Annotated in this window: 21 protein-coding genes, 1 tRNA gene and 3 pseudogenes; 15 read left to right on the forward strand and 10 right to left on the reverse strand. The window is 42.9% G+C overall.

All coding sequences use genetic code 11. The features are described from left to right. Positions 1-34 precede the first annotated feature (34 nt). The gene (gene epmB / locus PSI14_RS04190; RefSeq protein ID WP_273574554.1) at positions 35-1,066 is read left to right on the forward strand and encodes an EF-P beta-lysylation protein EpmB; all 1,032 of its coding nucleotides are present in this window, start codon (positions 35-37) and stop codon (positions 1,064-1,066) included. A gap of 382 nt (positions 1,067-1,448) precedes the next feature. On the opposite strand, the gene PSI14_RS04195 is transcribed toward epmB, so the two are convergent. The 4 genes from PSI14_RS04195 to PSI14_RS04210 all read right to left on the reverse strand — a co-directional run bounded on the left by PSI14_RS04195 (position 1,449) and on the right by PSI14_RS04210 (position 4,681). Continuing rightward, the gene (locus PSI14_RS04195; RefSeq protein ID WP_092517205.1) at positions 1,449-1,790 is read right to left on the reverse strand and encodes a DUF4156 domain-containing protein; all 342 of its coding nucleotides are present in this window, start codon (positions 1,788-1,790) and stop codon (positions 1,449-1,451) included. A 163-nt stretch (positions 1,791-1,953) separates the two neighbouring features. After that, on the reverse strand, positions 1,954-3,600 hold the full coding sequence (groL, locus tag PSI14_RS04200) for a chaperonin GroEL (protein WP_273574555.1): 1,647 nt from the start codon (positions 3,598-3,600) through the stop codon (positions 1,954-1,956). A gap of 58 nt (positions 3,601-3,658) precedes the next feature. Further along, entirely contained in the window at positions 3,659-3,952 is a 294-nt protein-coding gene (locus tag PSI14_RS04205; protein ID WP_010846340.1) for a co-chaperone GroES, read from the reverse strand. A gap of 180 nt (positions 3,953-4,132) precedes the next feature. Beyond that, positions 4,133-4,681 (reverse strand): FxsA family protein, encoded by a 549-nt coding sequence (locus PSI14_RS04210; RefSeq protein ID WP_273574560.1) that lies wholly within the window; start codon positions 4,679-4,681, stop codon positions 4,133-4,135. Positions 4,682-5,056: 375 nt separating this feature from the next. Here PSI14_RS04210 and aspA point away from each other — a divergent pair, with 375 nt between their 5' ends. The 11 genes and pseudogenes from aspA (at position 5,057) to PSI14_RS04265 (ending at position 18,912) form a co-directional block, all read left to right on the forward strand. Beyond that, positions 5,057-6,481, forward strand: coding sequence for an aspartate ammonia-lyase (gene aspA / locus PSI14_RS04215; protein WP_273574562.1), 1,425 nt, complete (start codon positions 5,057-5,059; stop codon positions 6,479-6,481). Positions 6,482-6,621: 140 nt separating this feature from the next. Further along, positions 6,622-7,923 carry an anaerobic C4-dicarboxylate transporter gene (locus PSI14_RS04220; RefSeq protein ID WP_273574563.1) on the forward strand — a complete coding sequence of 434 codons (1,302 nt, stop codon included), beginning with the start codon at positions 6,622-6,624 and terminating at the stop codon, positions 7,921-7,923. A 207-nt stretch (positions 7,924-8,130) separates the two neighbouring features. Further along, a complete protein-coding gene (locus PSI14_RS04225) occupies positions 8,131-9,921 on the forward strand; it encodes a protein-disulfide reductase DsbD (RefSeq protein ID WP_273574564.1) in 1,791 nt (596 codons plus the stop codon). 18 nt (positions 9,922-9,939) lie between these two features. Then, positions 9,940-10,512 (forward strand): division control transcriptional repressor DicD, encoded by a 573-nt coding sequence (gene dicD, locus PSI14_RS04230; protein WP_273574565.1) that lies wholly within the window; start codon positions 9,940-9,942, stop codon positions 10,510-10,512. A gap of 129 nt (positions 10,513-10,641) precedes the next feature. Next, positions 10,642-10,717: transfer RNA gene (locus PSI14_RS04235), tRNA-Phe, on the forward strand. A 165-nt stretch (positions 10,718-10,882) separates the two neighbouring features. After that, positions 10,883-12,153: pseudogene (locus PSI14_RS04240) on the forward strand (tyrosine-type recombinase/integrase). 139 nt (positions 12,154-12,292) lie between these two features. Continuing rightward, positions 12,293-12,499 (forward strand): helix-turn-helix transcriptional regulator, encoded by a 207-nt coding sequence (locus PSI14_RS04245; RefSeq protein ID WP_273574566.1) that lies wholly within the window; start codon positions 12,293-12,295, stop codon positions 12,497-12,499. Positions 12,500-12,606: 107 nt separating this feature from the next. Beyond that, positions 12,607-15,045 carry a toprim domain-containing protein gene (locus tag PSI14_RS04250; protein ID WP_273574567.1) on the forward strand — a complete coding sequence of 813 codons (2,439 nt, stop codon included), beginning with the start codon at positions 12,607-12,609 and terminating at the stop codon, positions 15,043-15,045. 988 nt (positions 15,046-16,033) lie between these two features. Next, positions 16,034-17,263 carry a 5-aminolevulinate synthase gene (gene hemA, locus PSI14_RS04255; RefSeq protein WP_273574568.1) on the forward strand — a complete coding sequence of 410 codons (1,230 nt, stop codon included), beginning with the start codon at positions 16,034-16,036 and terminating at the stop codon, positions 17,261-17,263. A gap of 80 nt (positions 17,264-17,343) precedes the next feature. Further along, positions 17,344-17,832, forward strand: a complete 489-nt coding sequence (locus tag PSI14_RS04260; protein ID WP_273574570.1) for a GNAT family N-acetyltransferase — start codon at positions 17,344-17,346, stop codon at positions 17,830-17,832. A 12-nt stretch (positions 17,833-17,844) separates the two neighbouring features. Next, on the forward strand, positions 17,845-18,912 hold the full coding sequence (locus PSI14_RS04265) for a Gfo/Idh/MocA family oxidoreductase (RefSeq protein WP_273574571.1): 1,068 nt from the start codon (positions 17,845-17,847) through the stop codon (positions 18,910-18,912). 15 nt (positions 18,913-18,927) lie between these two features. Here the strand turns inward: PSI14_RS04265 and PSI14_RS04270 are convergent, their stop codons facing one another. Beyond that, a complete protein-coding gene (locus PSI14_RS04270) occupies positions 18,928-19,791 on the reverse strand; it encodes a LysR family transcriptional regulator (protein ID WP_273574572.1) in 864 nt (287 codons plus the stop codon). A 316-nt stretch (positions 19,792-20,107) separates the two neighbouring features. Between PSI14_RS04270 and PSI14_RS04275 the strand changes: the two genes are divergently transcribed. The 3 genes and pseudogenes from PSI14_RS04275 (at position 20,108) to PSI14_RS04285 (ending at position 22,754) form a co-directional block, all read left to right on the forward strand. Continuing rightward, the gene (locus PSI14_RS04275; RefSeq protein WP_273574573.1) at positions 20,108-21,268 is read left to right on the forward strand and encodes an MFS transporter; all 1,161 of its coding nucleotides are present in this window, start codon (positions 20,108-20,110) and stop codon (positions 21,266-21,268) included. 165 nt (positions 21,269-21,433) lie between these two features. Continuing rightward, positions 21,434-22,603: pseudogene (locus tag PSI14_RS04280) on the forward strand (IS701 family transposase). Between the two features lie 16 nt (positions 22,604-22,619). Then, positions 22,620-22,754, forward strand: a complete 135-nt coding sequence (locus PSI14_RS04285) for a hypothetical protein (protein ID WP_273574574.1) — start codon at positions 22,620-22,622, stop codon at positions 22,752-22,754. Positions 22,755-22,857: 103 nt separating this feature from the next. Here the strand turns inward: PSI14_RS04285 and PSI14_RS04290 are convergent, their stop codons facing one another. From PSI14_RS04290 to PSI14_RS04310, 5 genes and pseudogenes are all read right to left on the reverse strand, one after another. After that, complete coding sequence (locus PSI14_RS04290) at positions 22,858-23,124, reverse strand: hypothetical protein (protein ID WP_273574575.1); 267 nt, start codon at positions 23,122-23,124, stop codon at positions 22,858-22,860. Between the two features lie 119 nt (positions 23,125-23,243). Then, positions 23,244-23,705, reverse strand: a complete 462-nt coding sequence (locus PSI14_RS04295; protein ID WP_273574576.1) for an antirestriction protein — start codon at positions 23,703-23,705, stop codon at positions 23,244-23,246. Positions 23,706-23,717: 12 nt separating this feature from the next. Then, positions 23,718-24,152 (reverse strand): antirestriction protein, encoded by a 435-nt coding sequence (locus PSI14_RS04300; RefSeq protein WP_273574577.1) that lies wholly within the window; start codon positions 24,150-24,152, stop codon positions 23,718-23,720. Next, positions 24,103-24,309 (reverse strand): hypothetical protein, encoded by a 207-nt coding sequence (locus PSI14_RS04305; protein ID WP_273574578.1) that lies wholly within the window; start codon positions 24,307-24,309, stop codon positions 24,103-24,105. Before PSI14_RS04305 ends, PSI14_RS04300 begins: the two co-directional genes overlap by 50 nt. A gap of 273 nt (positions 24,310-24,582) precedes the next feature. Next, positions 24,583-25,011: pseudogene (locus PSI14_RS04310) on the reverse strand (IS630 family transposase); the annotation flags it as partial. Positions 25,012-25,027 lie beyond the last annotated feature (16 nt).

Genomic DNA, 25,027 nt, shown 5'->3' on the forward strand with positions numbered 1-25,027 from the left:
CCTCTAATTTTTAACAAAATGGCTTAGCCAAAAAATGGCACACATTATAACCCATATTCACCCCCTCAGAGAAGTCTGGCTAAAACAACTTGCGGATGTTATTACTGATCCCAACGAGTTGTTACAACTATTATCCTTAAACACGCATGCAATGCTGCAAGAAGGCAATGAAGCAAAGCGTTTGTTTCCTCTGCGTGTACCAAGAGCATTTGTAACACGAATGAAAAAGGGCGATCCCCGAGATCCTCTTTTATTACAAGTTCTGACCTCACGGGAAGAATTTGCTACGTCCTCTGGTTTCTCTACTGATCCACTGGATGAACAACGCAGTGTCGTTCCTGGTCTTTTACATAAATATCGCAATCGGGCTTTGCTATTGGTCAAAGGAGGATGCGCAGTCAATTGTCGTTATTGTTTCCGTCGCCATTTCCCTTATGAAGGCAATAAAGGTAACAAAAACAACTGGCAGCTTGCTTTGGATTATATTGAACAGCACCCAGAGCTTGACGAAATTATCTTCTCTGGTGGTGATCCGCTCATGGCCAAGGATCATGAACTGGACTGGTTAATCAGTCGAATTGAATCCATTCCACACATTAAGCGGTTGCGGATCCATACGCGCTTGCCGGTTGTAATCCCCGATCGGATCACTCTTTCACTGTGTGATCGTTTAGCACAAACCAATTTGCAGGTGATCATGGTGACCCACATCAACCATGCAAATGAAATTGATGATGCGTTCCGCGAAAGCATGATAAAGCTAAAGCAAGCGGGTGTGACACTTCTGAATCAAAGTGTGATGCTACGTGATATCAATGATAATGCAGATACTCTGGCTGATTTAAGTAATGCGCTATTCGATGCAGGTATATTGCCTTACTACATTCACGTTCTGGACAAAGTTCAAGGTGCCGCACATTTTCTTGTGGGAGATGAAGAAGCAAAAGCTATCATGCGAGAATTATTAACTAAAGTCTCTGGCTATCTGGTTCCGAGTCTGACAAGGGAAATTGGTGGAGAGCCAAGCAAAACGCCTCTGGATTTAGGGCTAACCCAGAACCAGTGACATTCCTCATACCAGCCAATCACTGATTAATTTCACGCCATCATTGAAGATCTTTTGGATGGGCAGCGCACAGAAACCGAATGTATATACCCTTCGTCTTTCAAGTTGCCTCTTTGTTGGCTGCGCTCACTCACCCCGGTCACATAGTGATCTATGCTCCCGGGGATTCGCTTCCTTGCCGCCGCGACGCAGCTTGAAATCCATTGGCTATATGCAACCCTTGATATTTTGAAACATTCTTTCTGAGCATTGCCCAAACCACTTTCTCACCAACCTCATCGATTTTTTACATCCACATACAGATAAACCGCACCATTTCATCTATGAGGCTACATTTTTTGCTTTTTGTTTTTTTATGGCATTGACTATATGTCATTAGTGCTTATGGACACTTATAGACCTGACCCACCATTTTGCTATCAAGGGGAACAAAACTAGCCAATAATCCCTCTGATGGGCTGCTTACACCATAAATAACATTGCCACCTATTTCAGCCGCTTTATTGCGTAAATCATTGGCGGCACTACGCATAGAGCTGCTCTCATTGCTAACGCCATTGAGCCAGTTGCTTTGCATACCAGCAACTTCCCCTAACCGCTGGCATTCGCTGCCTGGTTGAGTATCGACAAAACGCACATTAGCACCGGCAGAAGTTAATTGATGATTTGTTGTACAGCCTGCCAACAATAATACTGACGCCCCAAGCAACATTTTGATTCGCATAACTTTCCTCATTGATTATAGGGATTCCTACCATGATGATAAATATACCCTTTCGTATCCGATTAAGACAAAAAAATAAAAAGGCGAGCAGTGTTTTTCTGCTCGCCTTCAAAGTTTTATCCTAGTAGATGGAGAACTCACTCCATCATCAGGGTAAACAGCATTACATCATGCCGCCCATACCACCCATGCCGCCCATGCCACCAGCAGCACCTAAGTCAGCTTTGTCATCTTTAGGCAGTTCAGTCACCATTGCTTCGGTAGTGATCATCAGACCTGCGATAGAAGCTGCGAACTGCAGTGCAGAACGGGTTACTTTAGTTGGATCCAGGATACCCATATCGATCATATCGCCGTACTGTTCAGTTGCAGCGTTATAACCGTAGTTGTCTTTACCCGCTTTCACGTTGTTTACAACAACAGATGGTTCTTCACCTGCGTTGTCTACGATCTGACGCATTGGCGCTTCCATTGCACGCAGTGCAACACGGATACCTACGTTTTGATCTTCGTTGTCACCAGTCAGCTCAGAAATAGTAGCAGCTACGCGAACCAGAGCAACACCACCACCAGCAACAACACCTTCTTCTACAGCCGCACGGGTTGCGTGCAATGCATCGTCAACGCGAGCGCGTTTTTCTTTCATTTCAATTTCAGTTGCTGCACCGACTTTGATTACTGCAACACCGCCCGCCAGTTTAGCTACGCGCTCTTGCAGTTTTTCACGGTCATAGTCAGAAGTAGATTCTTCGATTTGCTGACGGATTTGAGTAACACGTGCAGCAATTGTGCCTTCTTCACCTACGCCATCAATGATAATTGTGGTGTCTTTGTTGATAACAATACGTTTTGCCTGACCCAAATCTTCCAGAGTCGCTTTTTCCAGCTCCAGACCGATCTCTTCAGAGATAACAGTACCGTTAGTCAGGGTAGCGATATCTTGCAGCATTGCTTTACGGCGATCACCGAAGCCAGGTGCTTTAACCGCAGCCACTTTCACGATACCACGCATGTTGTTAACAACCAGAGTTGCCAGCGCTTCGCCTTCAACATCTTCAGCAATGATGATCAAAGGCTTGCTTGCTTTAGCTACGCCTTCCAGAACTGGCAGCAGTTCACGGATGTTGGAGATTTTCTTGTCAACCAGCAGGATGTATGGGTTTTCCAGTTCAACAGAACCAGACTCTGGTTTATTGATGAAATAAGGAGACAAGTAGCCACGGTCGAACTGCATACCTTCAACAACATCCAGCTCGTCTTCCAGACCAGTACCTTCTTCAACGGTGATTACACCTTCTTTACCGACTTTGTCCATCGCTTCTGCGATCAGTTTACCTACGGTTTCGTCGGAGTTTGCAGAGATAGTACCAACCTGTGCAATAGCAGTGGAATCAGAGCAAGGCACGGACAGTTTTTTCAGCTCTTCAACAGCAGAAATAACCGCTTTATCGATACCGCGCTTCAGGTCCATTGGGTTCATGCCAGCAGCAACAGCTTTCAGACCTTCAGTGACGATAGCTTGTGCCAATACGGTTGCTGTGGTAGTACCATCACCTGCTGCGTCATTGGCTTTAGAAGCGACTTCTTTAACCATCTGAGCGCCCATATTCTCGAATTTGTCTTCCAATTCGATTTCACGTGCTACAGATACACCGTCTTTCGTGATGACAGGTGCACCGAAAGATTTATCCAGAATTACGTTACGGCCTTTAGGGCCTAGGGTCACTTTAACTGCATCAGCCAGTACATTTACACCACGTAGCATTTTGCTGCGAGCATCATTACCAAATTTAACGTCTTTTGCTGCCATTGTGTCTTTCCTTTAAATTCGTTCAATTAAGAAGATCTGAATGTAACAAGATACTCAATTACGCTTCAACAATTGCCAGAATGTCACTTTCAGACATGATCAATACTTCTTCATTATCGATCTTTTCTGTTTTAACGCCGTAACCTTCATTAAAAATGACGGTATCACCCACTTTTACATCCAGCGCTTTCACTTCCCCATTTTCAAGGATGCGACCATTGCCGACTGCCAAAATTTCTCCACGGGTAGATTTACCCGCAGCAGAGCCTGTCAGAACAATCCCGCCAGCGGATTTTGATTCAACTTCTGTACGCTTGACGATAACGCGGTCATGTAATGGACGAATTTTCATTGGTAGATCTCCTATAAATAATAAAGTCCATATCAGGTAAGAGGATTGATACCAGACCTCAACAGAACCAGTACCATGAAGCTACAAGTTGGGGCTTGAGGTCATTACTTCAAGGGCGGGCTGCAAAAAATATTTTACTTTTTTCTTCCCCCACCGAAATTTCAACCAAAGCAGAGATCATTATTTCTTATTGTGCTCGCTGTCATGTTCGCCATGATTTTTTTGCTCACCGGATTTTTGATCATCCAATGTATAGGAAGAGCCATCTTGCCTGCGCTCATATTCTCCCTCAAATGTCTGCCCATTCTGACCATAACCACCGGCCTGATGACCAGAGCCAGATTTACCAGAACCATAAAAAGTATTCGGACGGTAAAAATTAATATGGGGCAATAACTTCGCTGTCAGGAGTTTTTGTACTGGGGACAGCAACAACAATAATCCGATAAAATCGGTGAAGAAGCCGGGCAGTATCAGCAAGAATCCAGCGATTACCAGAGAAACACTTTTGACTGCTTCTTCCGCTGGACTCTCACCCGCTGCGATTTTTTGCTGCATAGACATAAAATTCTTGATGCCTTGATTACGCACAAGGGACACACCAAGACAAGAGGTAAGGATAACCAACAACAGAGTCAACAGGACCCCAACTTCAGAGGCAACCCGAACAAACAGGACAGACTCGATGTAAACCAGAAGGCATATAAGAATAAGTGGGAGCCAGCGCACGTGGGTCTCCTTTCATCATTATTGAGAGTTCACACTATTTGATCATGCACACTATTTAATCATGCGCACTATATTAGATCACATAATATGGGGTTAGATAATACATGTGGGGATCATGGTGGCAGTTTTCAATACTTCGGATACTTAACTTTCTCCCTCCGTAATTGTGACTTTAGTCACACATATGTTATTTCATTAGTAAAATAGCATTATAAAGTGATCCAGGTTCAAGGCATTTCTCACAAATCCACATATGATCGCGCCAGCAATTCCATGATAAGTGATTAATATCAGGGAAATTGTTGTCGGCAACATTATTTCTCAACAAACACATAATAGAACAGTAAAAAACGCATCTAATTTAAGAAGGTTCTCATGTCAAACAACATTCGTATCGAAGAAGACCTGTTAGGTAAACGAGAAGTTCCTGCTGAAGCCTACTATGGTATTCACACTCTACGTGCGATTGAAAATTTTTATATTAGTGACCGTACCATCAACAACGTGCCTGAATTTATCCGAGGCATGGTGATGGTAAAGAAAGCCGCAGCACTGGCAAACAAAGAACTCCATACTATTCCGGGAAAAGTGGCGGACATTATTGTCAAAGCATGTGATGAAGTCCTCAATGCAGGCAAATGTATGGATCAATTCCCTGTTGATGTCTTTCAGGGTGGCGCAGGTACTTCACTGAACATGAATACCAATGAAGTACTGGCAAATATCGGCCTAGAGTTGATGGGGCATCAAAAGGGTGAATATGAGTACCTGAACCCAAATGATCACCTGAACAGAAGCCAGTCAACCAATGATGCTTATCCTACAGGCTTCCGTATTGCTGTTTATAACTCCCTGATGCACTTAATTGGTTCGATTGAGCTGCTGAAAGAAGGTTTCGACAAGAAAGGGGTTGAATTCGATGACATCCTGAAAATGGGCCGTACCCAGCTGCAAGATGCTGTCCCCATGACTCTGGGCCAAGAATTCCGTGCTTTTTCCATGCTGTTGAAAGAAGAGATCAAAAACATCACCCGTACGGCAGAACTGCTGCTGGAAGTCAATCTTGGCGCTACCGCTATCGGTACTGGTTTGAATACTGCACCAGGTTACCAACAACTGGTTGTTGAAAAATTGGCGGAAGTGACAGGCCTGCCTTGCCTGCCAGCAGAGGATTTGATCGAAGCGACTTCTGACTGCGGCGCTTACGTTATGGTTCACGGCGCGTTGAAGCGTCTGGCTGTTAAGATGTCCAAGATTTGTAACGACTTGCGCCTGCTCTCTTCCGGTCCCCGTACTGGCCTGAATGAAATCAACCTGCCAGAATTGCAGGCGGGTTCTTCCATCATGCCAGCTAAAGTTAACCCAGTTGTGCCAGAAGTCGTTAACCAAGTTTGCTTCAAAGTCATTGGTAACGATATGTGTATCACGATGGCAGCAGAAGCCGGTCAGTTGCAGCTTAACGTAATGGAACCAGCGATTGGTCAGGCTATGTTTGAATCTATGTCTATCCTGAGCAATGCATGCCGTAATCTGGTTGAAAAATGTGTCAACGGTATCACTGCCAATAAAGAAGTCTGTGAAAACTTCGTGTTCAACTCTATCGGCATCGTTACTTACCTGAATCCATTCATTGGCCATCATAATGGCGATATCGTGGGCAAGATCTGTGCTGAAACTGGCAAAAACGTCCGTGAAGTCGTGCTTGAGCGCGGTTTGCTGACCGAAGCTGAACTAGATGATATTTTCTCCGTTGAGAACCTAAAACATCCAACTTATAAAGCAAAACGTTTTGATGACTAATTAAATGATTATAATAACGAGTTCGTCTTAATTATTAAGGCACGCAATTCCAACCGGAAGCGTGCCTTTTTAATTTTCAGCAAACACAAAATATTAACCATTGATTTTCATAAGACTAAATAAATGAAGGAGTATTTAACATGTTAGCCGTAGAATTGGTTATTGTTCTGCTGGCCATTTTTCTGGGGGCAAGATTAGGGGGAATAGGTATTGGTTTCGCTGGTGGACTTGGTGTGATAATTCTCGCCGCCATTGGTGTTAAACCAGGCAGTATTCCATTTGATGTTATCTCTATAATCATGGCTGTCATTGCTGCGATATCAGCCATGCAAGTGGCTGGGGGGCTAGATTATCTAGTTCAGCAAACTGAGAAGTTACTGCGCAGGAATCCCAAATACATCACAATCCTTGCACCTATCGTCACTTATTTTCTGACGCTGTTTGCAGGTACGGGAAACATCTCACTGGCAACACTGCCAGTTATTGCAGAAGTTGCCAAAGAGCAGGGCATAAAACCATGCCGTCCACTCTCTACCGCCGTTGTCGCGGCCCAGATCGGGATCACTGCTTCCCCTATTTCTGCGGCTGTTGTTTACATGGCATCCATTATGGAAGGACAAGGCATCAGTTATATCCATCTGTTAATGGTATTATTGCCTTCAACATTTTGTGCCATCATCCTCATGTCATTCATTATTTCATGGCTTTTTGATTCCAAACTGTCGAATGACCCTGTTTACCAAAAACGCCTTGCAGATAACTTGGTTGAAATGCGCGGAGCCAGCCGGATTCAAATCAGGCCTAAAGCAAAACGCTCTGTTCTGTTGTTCCTTCTGGGTGTCGTTAGTGTCGTCATTTATGCCATTATCAACAGTCCGGGTGTCGGCCTTGTTGAGAAACCCCTGATGAACACTACAAATGCAATTTTGATCATCATGCTCAGTATTGCTACCCTTACCACCATTATTTGCTCCGTCGATACCGATGCCATCCTGAACTCAAGCACTTTTAAAGCTGGCATGAGCGCATGTATCTGTATTTTGGGAGTTGCGTGGTTAGGAGATACATTTGTTCAAGCTAACATGGGGTGGATCAAAGAAACTGCGGGGAGTTTGATTCATGCCCAACCGTGGTTGTTGGCAATTATATTCTTCTTCTGTTCAGCTTTGCTCTACTCACAAGCCGCAACAGCGAAGGCCTTGATGCCAATGGCTCTGGCGCTGCATGTCACGCCATTAACAGCGATCGCATCTTTCTCTGCCGTATCTGGCCTGTTTATCCTGCCAACTTACCCGACATTAGTTGCAGCCGTGCAGATGGATGATACCGGAACCACCCGTATCGGGCGTTTTGTTTTCAACCATCCATTCTTTATTCCAGGCACTATTGCCGTTGTATTGGCTGTCGCATTCGGTTTCCTGTTTGGTGGTATGATCTTATAGATTCATAAGAATATTTTGAAACGTTATTTCAGGGGGCTGTCATGCCCCTGAAATACCCCTTCCCAGCATCTTCTTCCCTTTCAAAAACATAGAATTGCCTTAATATTATACAATTAACTTTCTGCTATGAATATCATCGGTTATAGTTCAGGTTCTGATAAAGTTTACGAATCAAACCCACGATACAGGCAGGTTAAAGATTATCTTATGATGAAACGTATTCTCATGTTGTTTCTCCTGTTCAGCGGTATCGCTCTGTCTCCTAACAAAGCTAGCGCACTGTTTGAACAATCCGAGAAAAATCTCTACCTTCCTGCTGATCAGGCATTCATGTTTGATTTTCAGCAACAAGGAAATAAACTCACACTGAACTGGGATATCAAACCCGGTTATTACCTCTATCGAAAACAATTCAGTATCACTCCCAGTCAAGAAGCATCATTGGGTAAAATGACGTATGCCAAAGGCATCGATCATAAAGATGAGTTTTTTGGTGAGACAGAGGTTTATTTTCAATCAGCGCGTATTGATATCCCTATCCTATCAGCCACCAACGATGGCTCTCTTCAGGTTACTTATCAAGGATGCGCAGAGGCGGGTTATTGTTATCCACCTGAAACCCTGAACGTACCATTACAAGCCGTTGTTGCTTCCACCCAACCCAATAATGAAACCGCGATTTCAGCCAATACCGCGACAAATACAAATAAAGAAAACAGCCTCCCACAAGAATCTATGCAACAGGGAGATGCTCTCTCCAAGCCTCATGACACCCCATTTTCGCCGCTCTGGGCATTGTTAATTGGCATAGGAATCGCTTTTACTCCCTGTGTACTGCCCTTGTATCCGCTGATTTCCAGCATTATTTTGGGCCAAAAACGCCCTGACAGCTTGAAGCGAATTTTTTGGCTCGCCATGAGTTATGTTCAGGGGATGGCGCTCACTTATACTATACTTGGTGTAGTCGTAGCGACCGCTGGCTTACAATTTCAAGCGGCCCTGCAAAATCCTTATATCCTTATAGGGCTGTCCGTACTGTTTATCTTGCTCTCCTTATCAATGTTTGGGCTATATACATTACAACTTCCTTCTTCTGCCCAAACTCGTTTAGTAAATTGGAGCAACCAACAGCAAAGCGGCTCTTACATTGGTGTGTTCGTGATGGGAGCTTTAGCGGGGTTAATAGCCTCTCCCTGCACTACCGCACCGCTCAGTGCTATTTTGCTTTATATCGCCCAAAGCGGTAACACATTGGTCGGAGGATTGACTCTGTACCTCTACGCATTGGGAATGGGGTTGCCGCTTATCGCAGTCACACTATTTGGTCACAAACTCCTGCCACGCAGTGGCCCGTGGATGCAGTACGTCAAGGAAGCCTTCGGATTCATTATATTGGCTCTGCCAGTCTTCCTGCTTGAACGCGTGCTTGGCGATACATGGGGCATAAGATTGTGGAGCTTATTAGCTGTATCTTTCTTTGGTTGGGCACTTACATTAACACTAGGTAGCAAAAATGGCTGGATGCGTGTATTGCAGATTATCCTACTGGCTCTGGCTCTTATTGTTTCACGTCCTTTGCAAGATTGGGTGTGGGGAAACCCTACGGCGGAACAGCAAAAAACCACCCTGCAATTTCAAAAAATCAATAATTGGCAGGAATTAAGCCAAATTTTAGCTGAGAATCGCCATCAACCGATTATGTTAGATCTGTATGCTGAGTGGTGTGTAGCTTGCAAGGAGTTTGAAAAATATACTTTTAGTGATCCACAAGTACAGACACAATTGAACCAATTCCTTTTGTTACAGGCGGATGTCACGGATAACAGCCCAAAACAGAAAGAATTGTTGCAAAAACTGAATGTGTATGGACTTCCCACTATCTTGTTTTTTGATACGCAGGGAAAAGAGCTAACCGATTTTCAAGTCAATGGATTCATGGACGCACAGCGTTTTAACCGGCAGCTACAGCGACTACAACAAAACCTACAACAAAAATAATCTGGAAGGAGAGCAACTGTGCAACGTGAATATGTGCTTAGACATGTTCTTAACTCATTGGAACAGCATGGACTGTCAGCAACACTGGAGACACTTTTAACTCCCCTGAATATCGACATTAGCCAAATAAAGTATTTTTGGCCCGATCGTGAAGCGCTGCTTTATGATTGTCTTCGCTATCACAGCCAACAGATTGAAATCTGGCAGCGCCAAACCCTACTGGATGAGACCTTAAGTCCTGAGCAAAAACTATTGGCACGTTATGATGCCCTCAAGGAGAAAGTCCAAGAATATCGTTATCCGGGCTGTTTGTTCATTGCTGCTTGCAGTGCTTTTCCTGACTTTGATCACCCAATCCACCAATTGGCAGAATTGCAAAAACAAAATTCTTTCCATTACACGGAAGAGTTATTGCAACAACTTGATATTAATGACAGTAATCAAGTCGCCAAACAGATGGAACTTATCCTTGAAGGATGTCTCAGTAAGTTATTAGTGAACAGAGAGCTTGAAGATGTCAACATAGCGAAACTGCTGGCACAGGATATACTAACCATCGCAAAATGCCGAAAAAATGGGGCGTTAAGTTAACAAAAAACAGCCTTAGCTGAATAACCACACTAAATTGGTATAAAAATACAGCAAACAATCAATTTTAATAGTTTTTTTGCAGAAAGTGTTTGACGGACTGGGCTGAATACGGTTTAATGCGCCCCGTTAGCCCGGATAGCTCAGTCGGTAGAGCAGGGGATTGAAAATCCCCGTGTCGGTGGTTCGATTCCGCCTCCGGGCACCACTTCAACTTCCAGTGAAGTCCAGCCCAGTAAAACAATTCCTGCTAAATCCAGCAAAATCAACATCCATTCTTATTTTTAGGTCCAGTTTCGTCTGTTGCAATCAAGATGCAGCGAAGGGCATAATTCGGGGCACTTACCGTTCGATTAAAGGAATGCCCTTAATAATGAAACTAAACGCACGACAAATCGAAACTGCAAAACCCAAAGAAAAAACCTACAAACTCGCCGATGGCGGGGCCTTTATTTAGAAGTCTCGTCACGCGGTTCAAAATACTGGCGCATGAAGTATTACCGCCCGACCGATAAGAAAGAAGATCGTCTGGCATTTGGTGTTTATCCGGCAGTATCGTTAGCCGATGCCCGCGCCAGACGGGATGAAGCCAAAAAGCTGATGGCACAGGGCATCGATCCCAAAGCTGAGAAAAGAGGTGCCCCCTCTCCTGCCAAAGTAAACACTTTTGAACAGGTCGCCCGTGCATGGCATGCCAGTAACAAACGTTGGAGCGACAGCCACCGTCAAAAAATCCTGCACAGCCTTGAGCAATATATTTTCCCCCATATCGGCGCCAGAGATATTACCACATTACGCACCATCCAGCTTTTAGCGCCCGTCAAGGCCATTGATGAGCAGGGCAAACACGATATCGCCCAGCGGCTGCGCCAGCGTATCACTGCCATCATGCGCTACGCCGTCCAGAATGATATTCTGGAATCCAACCCGGCTAATGACATGGCAGGCGCACTTACCACCGCAAAATCTCGTCACCATCCCGCCCTACCCCATGAACATTTGCCCGATTTTCTGACTCGCTTATCTGCCTATCGTGGCCGCCTGCTGACCAAGATCGCGGTAGAACTGGCACTACTAACGTTTGTCCGCTCCAGTGAGCTGAGATTTGCCCGCTGGCAGGAAATCGACCTTGAAAACGCGGTGTGGAAAATTCCTGCCACAAGGCAACCCATTAAAGGCGTTCGCTTTTCTGAGCGCGGCATGAAAATGAAAACCGATCATATTGTCCCCTTGAGCCATCAGGCGGTTCGGCTTATCAATGCTTTACACAAACTGAGCGGTAACTGTGACGTGATGTTCCCCAGCGATCATGGTTCCGCGAAAGTGATGAGTGAAAACACCGTCAACAAGGCGCTACAGGCGATGGGCTACGACACCCAAACCGACCTCTGCGGGCATGGCTTCCGCACAATGGCGCGCGGTGCAATGGGCGAATCCGGACTGTGGAGCGATGACGCCATCGAACGCCAGCTCAGCCATATCGAAAGAAATAACGTCCGGGCGGCGTATATCCACACGTCTAAACATCTGGACGAACGGCGGCTGATGATGCAGTGGTGGGCGGATTATCTGGATGCGAACCGGGAAAAATCCATTACACCGTATGATTTCGCCAAACCGCAACGCGACAGAAAAAACCGCTAGTACAACTTGCAACCCATTAATTCTCATCGAGAGAAAAAGAATTAACGCTGTGCATTTAATCTTGCTTTTTAAATAATCCGCCTGTCATTAAACAACGTCCACGATGAGCGCTCAAGGACTCGGTAACAGGAGAATTAAAATGACAGTGGCAGCATTAAAAATAAGCCTGATTCGTTTGCCAGAAGTTCAACGCAGGACGGGTTATAGCAAGGCGTGGATCTACAAACTGATTAGCGATGGAGCATTCCCAAAACAGGTCAAAATCGGCTCGCGCTCAGTCGCTTTTATCGAAGCAGAGATTGATGACTGGATTGCACAGAGGATCGCGGAATCACGCGCGGCATAACAGACAAAAGAGTATGACATAAGAAACAGAATATAAAACACAATGCCCCGAAGTGCGTCCAACACTACGAGGCGTTTCACCAACAATCATTAAGCAAGGTAAAAATGATGGCTGATACACAGCATACCCAAACTCGCCCTGAATTTACAGTTCAAAAAACAGCAAGCACCCAAAAACCGCTTGACCTGATCCAGACAGTGAAAACATCCGCGATGTATTCCTGGGGAAACCTGTTGCCTGCCTGTGGCATCAATATCCCGACAAAAGGAAAACATGGTGCCTGCCCTGTCTGCGGTGGTACTGTCCGCTTTCACTTTATCGACAACCATCATCACGGCAACTGGCACTGCCGCCAGTGCGATGCTCCGAACTATGGTGATGGGCTGGATTTAGTGGCAAGAACCAACCGGATCACAATTACGGAAGCAGCCAAAGTTGTCGCGGATGCACTCGCATTACCTTTGCCCGAACCCAAGCCCGCCAAAGAAAACCTCTATCCAACACAACCCATTGCCGAAAGAGTCGCGGCACTGATAGCGCAGACTGTCGCCGGGCAATCTCCCTATTTGATTGCAAAAGGACTGCATTGCTCTAATCAACGGTTGTTGCCTGATAATTCGACAGTATTGGCACTGACAATACCGGATAAAAAAGTCACAGGTGCGCAGATTATCAAACCCAATGGAGAGAAAAAACTACTGTCTGGCAGCCAGAAAAAAGGGGCGTTTATTTCTGTCTCAGAACTGGAAGAAAACTCCGATACGGTGATCATTACCGAAGGCTATGCTACCGCACTCACTGTCAGTCAATTATATAAAGGTGCAGTTCTGGCGGCATTGGATGCAAGTAATTTGTATTCTGTCGCTAAAGCCGTTCGGGAACGTTGGCCAGACACGAAAATTATTATTACAGCAGATAACGACTGGCATCATCCCGACGAACTGGATAAGCACGGCAAACCGAAAGTGAATATCGGCAGAATCTCAGCAGAAAAAGCAGCTATTGCGGTTAATGGTTGGGTGACGTTACCACCGACAGAGCACAAAGCCGACTGGGACGATTACCGCCAACAGTATGGTGTGGAAGGGGCAAAGCTGGCCTTTACTCAGGGGCTTTATCAACCCGCGCCAACCAAGAAAAAAGCAGACGCTCAATCTAATGATACCGAATCTTTCAAGCTGACATTATGCCAGATGGGAGCCAGCCAGCGCGGAGAAGTCTTGCTGGCACGTTATGACGGAAATTTGGCGCTGGATGGCGCTTCGGAAACCGTGCATCACTATGACGGCATTGTCTGGCGTCCGGTCAGTGACCGCGATTTAAAACGGGAAATGGTCGCTGCCTTTATGGAAGAGAAACTACCGTACTCACCGCATGGTATCGGCTCTGCGGTAGATGCCCTGAAATTGCAGCTTCCTATGATGCAACCGCCAGAACGCCACTTAATCGGATTCAGTAACGGCGTATTTGACCTGAAAACGTGCCGATTCAGACCTCATCGTAAAAATGATTGGTTGCTGTTGGCTAATGACGTTGAATTCAATTCTCCTGCCTCGGGGGAAATCCTGAAAGACCATGCGCCACAGTTCTGGCAATGGCTCAACCGGGCGACAGCCAACTGTGAAAACAAATTTGATCGGGTACTGGCGGCCCTGTTTATGGTGTTGGCAAACCGTTACGACTGGCAGTTGTTTCTGGAAGTCACCGGCGCTGGGGGCAGTGGCAAAAGTATCTTTGCTGAAATCTGTTCAATGCTGGCAGGCAAAGGCAACACTGTTTCTGCGAGTATGGCTGCACTGGAAAACCCACGGGAACGGGCGCTAATTGTAGGATATTCGTTGATTATCCTGCCAGACCAGACCCGCTATGTGGGCGATGGCTCCGGTATCAAGGCGATTACTGGCGGTGATGAAGTTGCTATTGATCCGAAGCATAAACAACCTTATTCAACCCGTATCCCTGCGGTGGTTCTGGCAGTAAATAATAATGCCATGAGTTTCAGTGATCGCAGTGGTGGTGTATCTCGGCGTCGGGTGATTTTCAACTTTTCCGAAGTTGTGCCGGAAAATGAACGCGATCCACTTCTGCGAGATAAAATCGCAGCAGAATTGCCTGTGATTATTAGGCATCTGCTGCATCGGTTTGCTGACCCACAATCAGCAAAGCGTTTACTGGCAGAGCAACAGAAATCTGTGGAGGCGCTGGATATCAAACGCGGCACAGATCCATTGGTCGATTTTTGTGGTTATCTTATTGTTTCCCATGAAGTTGACGGCCTATTAATCGGCAATGCGGAAATTATGCCGTTCAATCCCCGTAAGTACCTTTATCACACCTATCTTGCTTATATGAAAGGCAATAACCTGAACAAACCTGTTTCCGTGACTCGCTTCGGAATGGATATGCCGGGCGCACTGGCGGAGTATGGGCAGTATTACCTGCGCAAGAAAAGCAAATACGGCATTCGCAGCAATCTGAGCCTGAATATCGACACCGCTATTGAGTGGATGCCAAAACTGGCAAGGGATAACCAGCCAGAAGAATAATTTTTTCTTTATTGATGATAATTTTAAAAGAAATATAAAAAAATGTTCACCACTATTCACCTTGTAATTTAAATCAGATATATCAAGGTATTATAAGATGAATAGTTATTTTTAAACTGTTCACCAGTCTTCATCACTATTCACCTTTAAATCAGGAAAAGGTGAATAGTGATGAAGACTGGTGATGAGTCTGATTTCAAGTCATCACCATTTAACAACATGAATTTAAATGAAAATAATCAAAGGTGAATAGGGTGAACAGTTTTATTACTAGTTCTTTAATAGGGTAGGCTGTGAAAATGTTTTTTCTGGCAGGCATAGTATTTTTCAAAGTCTCTGGTTTGTCTGGTTAATGTATTAGCCGGACAAACCAGAGAAGACAAGTGTAGCGCGTCAGTGTGATTTTAGATTTATCATGCACATCAGACAAATAAGATATGTGGACACTTACTTATCCCTAATACCACAGGGTGAGAGCGTGAATGATAGTAAAATGAGCTAAGTGATTGAAAATGACTTTTTGACACAGGCAGATATATTTATTTTTGTACAAAATAAAGACATTGTTGCTAACAAAGATTATTTATTCAGAGTAAAAAACGTTCATGCTCTCACCCTGCCTAATACCACGATAAGCAAGAATACTTCCATATTTGAATGTCTCACTATTAATGAAACAGTATTTAGGGTAATTGTTTTATAATACTCTTCATATGAGTGATAGTGATATCATATCCCAAATAGTTTCTTAATTTAAAAATATTCTCATTTGATTGTTTTAACGGAAATATTTTTACATCTGGAAACCATAAACTACTTCCAACAACTTATTAGAATATTTATTTTTATTACTTGCTTATTTTTATTACTACATTAATAATGCGTCTTACATAAGGTTTTTTATTTTTCTGTTTAATTTTAATATTTACACATTGAAATCATAACTTTTGTCAAAAATAATATTACAATTAATTAGGGTAATTATTTTATGTATGAGAACATTCTTAATGAAAAGCTAATGAAGTTAAAGGAAAATGGGCAATATCGTGAATTTGTAACATTAAATCGCATCTGCGGACAATATCCTTTGGCAAAAACAAATCATATGGAAAATGAAAATTCCGTTGTCGTTTGGTGTAGCAATGATTATCTAGGAATGTCCCAAAACCCTATTGTAATTGATGCTATGCATAAGGCAATTGATTTATTTGGTGCCGGATCTGGTGGTTCTAGAAATATTGGAGGGAATCACTATCAATATAAAGAATTAGAATCATCATTAGCTGAATGGCATAATAAAGAATCCGCATTAGTATTTCCAACAGGTTACAGTTCGAATGATGCAACTTTGCAATGTTTACTACGCCTATTTGAAAACTGCATTATTTTCTCTGATGAGCTAAACCATGCATCTATTATTAATGGGATACGTAGTACAAAAGCAGAATGTTTTAAATTTAAACATAACGACACAAAGCATTTAGAAAAATTACTATCAGAACAACCTTATAACCGACCTAAGATCATAGTTTTTGAATCAATTTATTCTATGGATGGTGATATTTCTCCAATTAAAGAAATTGCAGACCTTGCTAAGAAATATAATGCGTTAACTTATCTTGATGAAGTACATGCTGTTGGTATGTATGGCCCTAGAGGAGCAGGAATTGCTGCTGGGCTAGGTATTTCCGATTCAATAAATATTATTCAAGGTACTATGGCTAAAGGAATTGGTGTTATAGGTGGGTATGTCGCTGCCTCTGATACAATAATTGATGCAATTCGTTCTTTCGCTTCTGGTTTTATATTCACAACTTCATTACCTCCGGCCATAGTAGCGGCATGCTATGCAAGCATTGAATACTTAAAGACTTCTTGTATAGAAAGAGAAAAGTTACATTCAAAAACTGAAACACTTAAAAAATATTTTAAAAATGCAGGTATTCCGATTATGAATTCCAGTGAATCACATATACTACCAGTATTAGTTGGAGATGCAAAAAAATGCAAATCTGCAGCACAGCAGCTATTGATGAAATATAACATATATTTGCAAGCAATTAATTCACCTACAGTACCCATTGGAACAGAAAGATTTAGAGTTAATATTACTCCAAATCACTCCGATGAAAAAATGATACAATTAACGGATGCATTAGTTGAAGTTTTCTCTCTATTTAATATACCTTTTTCACATTCAATGAGTAAAAATATATAATAAATTATTTTATCATGTCACAATAAAATAATTCCACATCACTAAAACCTTATTAAAATTATTATGTTGGACTAACTATAATGAAAGAAAAATTATCAATTAGAAGAGCAATAATTGAAGATACTGAAGATTTAGTTGAGCTACGAAAAGTATTATTATCTAATGGAAATCTTCATTATTCAGCAAAAAATAAAGAGGATGATCTAGCTTGGCAAAAAGCATATCGCTCTTGGATTAAAAAGAACATATCAAATGAAAATGTATTACTTTTAGTTGGTACATATGGTAAAGATAAAAATATTTGCTCATGCGTAATAGGAATCATTGATTTACGTCCACCTATTGTAGGAGTGCTCGATGGCCGAATCTGTTGGGCACAATCTCTTGTAGTGCGTAGTGATAGAAGAGGTTTAGGAATTGCAGAGGTCATGGTGAATAGCTTAGAGAATTCTCTAATAGAGAATAATGTCCATAAAATACTTATGCAATCTAGTAAAATTGCAGAAAAATTCCATATAAGAAAAGGTTATATACACACTGGAGAAGAGTTATTTTTCAAAATAATTTAATGGGTAAACAGTATGATGAAGGTGCTAATTATTGGCATGGGTTTTTCAGGGAAAATATTTGTTGAATCATTTAATAAAATTTCTCATGAATATGAAAATGGCATTGACATAGCTTATACGTGTAGAACAGAAAAGAATATTAATTTAGTGTATTACCCTACTGTAAAGTCAGCATTAGAATTATTTAATCCTGATGTATTAGTAATATCTGTGAACGATGAAAATCATGGGGAGATATTATCTTTAATTAAAGATTATAAGGGATTTGTTATTTGTGAAAAACCCTTTGTAGATTCCAACTTTAAACTAAATACCGCAGAATATTTATTGAAAAATGCATCAGGATTCTGTTTAAACATGGTTGCGAGATATACAAAAGCATCTAGACTACTAAAAAAATATGTTGAAGATAATAATTTAAAATTAGTAAGAGCAAACTTTTTATGGAAGAAGAACAGAATTAATGATTATAGACCAACTACAGGTGTTATCAGCGAAATAATTCATCCATTAGATCTTATTCAGTGGATTAACAATAGTCTATTATCATTAGATGAAATAAATGGTGTAAAATCGGACTACTCAATATCCGGGGATGAAATTCCCGATAGTTCATTTATAGTTGGTAAAATAAATGGCTCTCTTGTTACCGGATATAGTAGTTTTGTTAGCTTATTTAGAAGAAGAGAATTAGATTTTGTTTTTCAAGACTCTTTAGGTAAATTAATATTTGCTCAATTATCGTTTGATACACCAAACTGGCATGAGCATTCAGTAAAAATTTGGACAGAAGAGAAGACCCACACTGATAACATTTTATACTTTAACTCTCTTGACCATGAATATATTGGAGACCGTAGATTAGAGCCTATTGTTAATATTATAAAGGATGTTACTGATTTCGTTATTCTAGGAAAAAACCCTGATTTCGATTTCCCGAACCTAAAAGATGCTATATATCTTCAAAAAAATCTTAATGAAATTAATAATAAGAAAAAATCATTTTATAAAGTAAAATACAATAACACAGAAGAAAGAATTTTACTAAGTGAGAATAGTGGGCTTGATCGATTAGGGTGAAAAATAGCAAGGGGTTTAAATTAAACCCCTTGCTGCTTTTTTAACCTCCCCAATAAAAAAATGATCTACTCTATCAAAATAATGTTTCTTATGAGAAAGATATATACTTCTATGTAACTTAATAGGTAAATCATGCAATTTTATCTTTTCAAAAGATTGTAAGAATAACTTTGGACCGATGGAAACACCAATTCCTAAATCAACCATTTTTGCAATTGTATTACAATCACTTACATGGGAATAAACATTAGGACTTATATTATTTTCATTGAAAAAAATCTCTATTTTATTTTTATATGGTGCCATTGGCATAATGAATTTATTGATATTGAAAAAACCGTTTAATGATACACCGTCTAAAGGTGACTCCATGTCTATCTTTGTTGCCATCACTAACTCATCCTCTAATATTGGAATTGACTCACACCCAAAATCATCACTAATTGTAAAACCAAAATCTATTAAATCATTTATAATCCATTCCTTAATTTCATCATACCCCCCTTCAAATAGTATAATATCAATAAATGGGTATGATTTATTTATCTCCTTTATAACTGAGGGTAGAATTGTTCTCTTTACACTCTCAAAAACTCCAATCCTCAAAACATAAGGAATATTTTCATCAATAAATTTCTTTTTCATCAAATTTCGGTTAATCTCTAATATCCTACATATATATGCATAGGCATTTATGCCATGATGAGTTAAACTCACTTTTCGGCCATTTCTCACAAATAAGAAAACCCCTAGTTCTTTTTCTAAAGCTGAAACCGCATGGCTTATTGCAGACTGTGTTTTGTTTAACTTTTCAGCAGCCTTAGAAAAACTTCCTGTCATAATCACTGTTTCAAAAATTTCATATTTAGTTATACTCATGATTTTTTTTCATACCTTCGCATTTAAATATTTCATTTTATTTATTACATCTTGTTGTATATACTAAAAAATGTACTAACATGAGGCTTTACCCTATTTAATGATTAACCACAATAACATTTTTACATAAAATATTATTACAACTTTATTAAATGCAAATAACCTTATTTACATAGGGAAGTGTAATTAAGCTAAATTACAAACTATTTGGGTGTAGACCTGTACTCTATATACTACATTTAAAATGGCATCAAGTTCATCACCATACTAATTAGTCACATTAATGAATTAAAATATGATATAAAGGCATAGCTGCATGAAAAAAATTATTTTTTTAGCTATAGGTATGTTTGCTCTGGGGTTTAATACCTATATTATAGCAGGAATTATACCTGGAGTTAGTGAGACATATCAAAAAAGTGCATCTCAAATTGGACAGGCTGTAAGTATATTTACTTTATGTTATGCAATTTCAGCCCCATTATTTGCTTCTCTCTTAGCAGGAAAATCGATTAAAAAAATTCTATTAATTTCTATAATAATTTTTGGGGTTGCAAATGCCTTAACCGCCATTGCTCCAAATTTTTCTGTATTCCTGATCTCTAGAGCGATTGCTGGGGTTAGTGCTGGCTTATTCTCTCCATTAGCTATAGCAGGCTCTACATTGCTAGTTTCTGCCGAAAAGAAAGGACGTGCCCTTGGATTAACAGTAGGTGGAATGAGTATCGGAACTGTGTTAGGCGTTCCTGTTGGCCTTTATCTCGCAAATCAATTTGGTTGGCAAGCTACAATGTGGTTTACTGTTATCCTTAGCTTTATCGCAGCCTTAAGCATATTCAAATTTTTCCCTTTTATCCCAGCAACCGCCCCTCCATCCATGAAAGATAGGGTTGTAATGTTTTTAGATAAACGAGTGACAATCACAGTGCTTATAACTCTTTTTGCTGGCCTTGCAAGTTTAGGGTTATATACATACTTATCTCCTTTATTACAGGATATTAGCGGTTCAAATAATATAACATCATATTTATGGGCATGGGGATTAGGTGGATTATTTGGAAGTTTATTAGTTGGGTACTTAATAGATTATTTTAAAAAAACAAAGTTATTAATTTTACTTATTTTAATATTATTAGCATGTTCTGTCATATGCATCCCGATAATGATTCACATACCATTAATAAAGTATCTACCATTCTTCATATGGGGCGCGATGGGATGGGCTGCGGGAGCACCTCAGCAACATCTTTTATTGTCTTATCAACCTAAACATGGCAGTGCAGTCATTGCTCTTAATAGCTCAATCAACTATCTGGGAAGCTCAATAGGTGCGATGTTAGGTGGTGTTGTCATATCTCTTGGAATAGGTACTATGGTTTTAATCTATTTTGCAGTATTTTTTATTTTAATTTCATTAATTCTACAATTTTATAGCATGAGAAATAGTGCGTTCAGAACAATATCTTCCGAGCAATGATTTATCACTCATAGTGACAATCGCTGCCACATTATTTTATATACTCTATGGATTTTGAGTTACCTCGCGATAGCAAGGGAATGCCCCCGTGAGCCTAGTACTACAGCCGTGATCCATATTGTGTCATGATGACTCTCTTCTTCCTAACACCAAGGGAGGTGTCCTATGACCTCACCTATCAACCTCTGGGAACAGGAGCTACGGGGCGTGCATTCCCGTCTGGCTCCGCTGTTTCACTCTGTCGGCTCTCAACACCGTTGTCTGGCTTATCTTCGTGGACTGCTCAGTGATGTAGAGCGTAAAAATAGCTGGCAACTGGCTGAATGGCTGGGCGAACACTCGCCTGATGGCATTCAATATTTTCTGGAACGTGCCCACTGGGATGCGGGGGCGGCCCGCGATATCTTATGCGACTATGTGACTGACCATCTCGGCGATGAGCAAGGCATCCTCATCATCGATGAAACCGGTTTTGTCAAAAAAGGCACCCACTCGGCTGGGGTACAGCGTCAATACAGTGGCACCGCTGGGCGCATTGAAAACAGCCAGATAGGCGTCTTCCTGTGTTACGCCGGCAAAGGCGGCCATGCCTTTCTTGATCGGGCCTTATACCTGCCCGAACAGTGGACCGAGGACCGATCCCGCTGTGCGGCCGCGGGCATACCTGACTCCGTGAGCTTTGCCACGAAACCCCAACTTGCCCGGCACATGCTGGAGCGGGCATTGGAGGCCGGAGTGCCCTGTCGTTGGGTCACCGCCGATGCCGTGTATGGGCATGACCGCCGCCTGCGATGCTGGCTGGAGTCGCGGCATCAATCCTTTGTATTAGCGATCCCCAGGAATGAATGGCTCTGGTGGCAAGGCCCACGCGATATCAGGGCGGACGTGATTGCAGCCAGTCTGACGCCTGACGATTGGAAAACCCAGTCCGCGGGGTTAGGGACAAAGGGAGAGCGTTGGTATGACTGGGCATAGATCCCGCTCTGGCGTTTGCAGATAAGTGAAGAAGAACAGCGTTATGGTCATTATCTGCTGGTCCGGCGTAGCCGGGCTGATAAACAAGAATGCGCTTATTATGTGGTGTATGCGCGTAAAGAAGAGACTGACCTGAAAACCCTGATTCAGGTCGCAGGACACCGCTGGGAAATTGAGAGCGGCTTTGACGAAACCAAAGGGGAATGTGGGCTGGATCATTACGAAGTGCGGCAGTGGCAGAGTGGGTACCGGCATATTACGCTGTCTCTACTGGCCCATGCGGTCCTGGCGGTCTTGCGGCTACAGGAGAAAAAAAACACCGGAGGGGCTGATAGCCCTGAGCGTATCGGAACTACGTAATCTGCTGTCAAAACTGATGAAAAAGCCAAGGGAAACCGTCGAACAGATTTTATCTTGGTCAGACTGGCGACGACGACACCAGTACCGCGCACAACAATATCATTATCGTCGTCGTGATAATCCTGTGCTTACAGATCAATTACGGCTGTAGTACTAGATACCTATTTGATAGGAACGAGTAAGTACAGCCAACAAAGGGACTCTAGACAATGTCGTCATAAAACCGGCCACCAAGTACTTTTCTGTCCTCTGCGTCATAAATCATGACGGTCAGCGGAAAAAAAGCATGCAGACTGACGGGATGACGTTTCCGGCAGCGGCCAGTCACCCAGCAGGTGGATGACTTTCAGCCGCTGCACGGCTTCCGTGAGGGTGGGTGATTCGCACACGGTCAGGGTGTTCTCCCGCAGAGACGGTGGCTTTTGGGGGTGCTGCATCAGGCCGGTCACCTGCACAGTAAACAGCTCTTCCCGTAATGCCGGTTCAGTATTGTCCGGTACGGGTAAAAAAATCGGGTTCATCTGTATTTCCTTGATTTGATGTCAAATAAAGAAAACACCCGCCCGATAGCGGGAAGGTGTTTTCGGCTCCCCGGTCAGGCGCTTAAGAAAAGGGTTAACAGCCTCATGGTCTGATAACGTCAGTGATGATTATTGTTGTTATGGATAAGTGAGGAACTGATAACTTCCTCTTTGGGCTTCATTGTCATGACCGACCCTATCAGGCCGTTTTCCGGGTGCTGCTGTGCATACTCCCGCAATTCACAGAACCGACAGGTATCCGCATTCGGCTCATTCAGCACGGCGATACGGGCAAGCACGATGGATGTCACTGCCAGCCCGAAAGCATCCGCAGAAAGCGTGGCTGTCAATTTCGTCTCCGGCAGATAAACCGAATAGGTTGTTGCCGCTGTGGGTATCATATACGCCAGTGATTCAGACACTTTCCGACTGCTCCATTGCTCAGGACAATACTCACCACACAACTGTGAGGCGGTATTCGCCAGCAGGAACCCCAGAAACAACCGTTCCAGCGGGGTTTTGCCGGGAAACACGACAGACAGCGCCAGACTGTCCAGCATAATCAGTTCATTGTCTGGCATCACGTTCTCCTGTTATGCACCCTTTAAGCCCAAAGCCGCCCGGATACACGAAGCCTGAGGATGTTGCCGCGCATATTCACGCAGGTCGCAAAACCGTTCAGCGTACCCGTCCAGCTTCATCAGGGCCGTCAGATAACCCAACACGCTCAGGGTTACCATCAGCCCAAAGGCATCGGCGGAGACTTCGCCTTTAAAGTCAGTCGCATCCACGTTGACAGCAGAGGAATCCAACCGTATCGGCACGACATAGACAATATTGTCTGACACTTTCCGGTACTGCCATCGGTCACACCGGTCATCGTCACAAAACACAGCGGCGGCTTTAATGAACGTGTGCTCCAGCAGCATCAGTTCCAGTGAACTGGTGTGCGGAAAAATTTCAGCAAAAGGGGATAATTCAGCCGCGGACACAGTGTGTGCCGTTGCCGGGGTGGTATTTTGTTGCATGGTATTCTCCTGACAAAACAACGGAGAACACCTGACCCAATGGGAAACGTGTTCCCCGTTGGGTGACTGGCCTGTTGGCCATGATGGATGAGATTAAGAAACCTTCATCGTCATCAGACTGACGATATCTGCTTCCAAAGGTGCGCAGATGTACCACACCGTGGTGTACTCCCTTGCAGGCTACAGGAGTGTTGCTGTCGCTGCCCGAAGGTGATCCTCACAAGCGACCGGATCATGGATAAGACTGACTACGCTAATAAACGGAAATCATCAGGTCAATGGGTAATTCATTTCCCGGGACAAAAAATAATGTCAGGAGCACGACGGGATTTTGGGGGAGTCAGGGGGAGTCAGGGAGAGGCAGTCAATACGAGGTGACCCGTTCTGGTCGTTTGTCTAAATCATTTATGCCCCATTTCAAGTTAAGTTCTCAAGAAAAATTAATTGCAAATTGATCACCATAACCTTCCAATAGCGTATTTAGCTCATACTCCATGGTATCTTGAGTCCAGGTGATAAAACGTCGCCAGTGGTATTTGGCTTGTTTCCAGACGACTTCAATCAGATTCAGCTCTGGGCTGTAGGCGGGAAGATAAAATAAAAGCATATTGTGCTCTTGTAACCAGCGATGTCTGATTTTTTCCGTGATCCCATGGTGGATACGCGCATTATCCAGCACTAAAAAAGTCAAACGGTTGTCTCCTTGTTTGGCGACCTGCTCTAAAAAATCAATCACATCAGCTCGCGTAATACTGCCTGAGGTTGTCTGGTAAAACAGCGTGTTGTCCGGGTAATTTAACGCCCCCATAACTGACCATCTGCCATGGGCTTGAGGCTCAGTCTCATGGGGTTTACCCCGTGGACTCCAGCCCTAT

It is taken from the genome of Xenorhabdus anantnagensis (genome assembly GCF_028598555.1).
Classification (GTDB): Bacteria; Pseudomonadota; Gammaproteobacteria; order Enterobacterales; family Enterobacteriaceae; genus Xenorhabdus; species Xenorhabdus anantnagensis.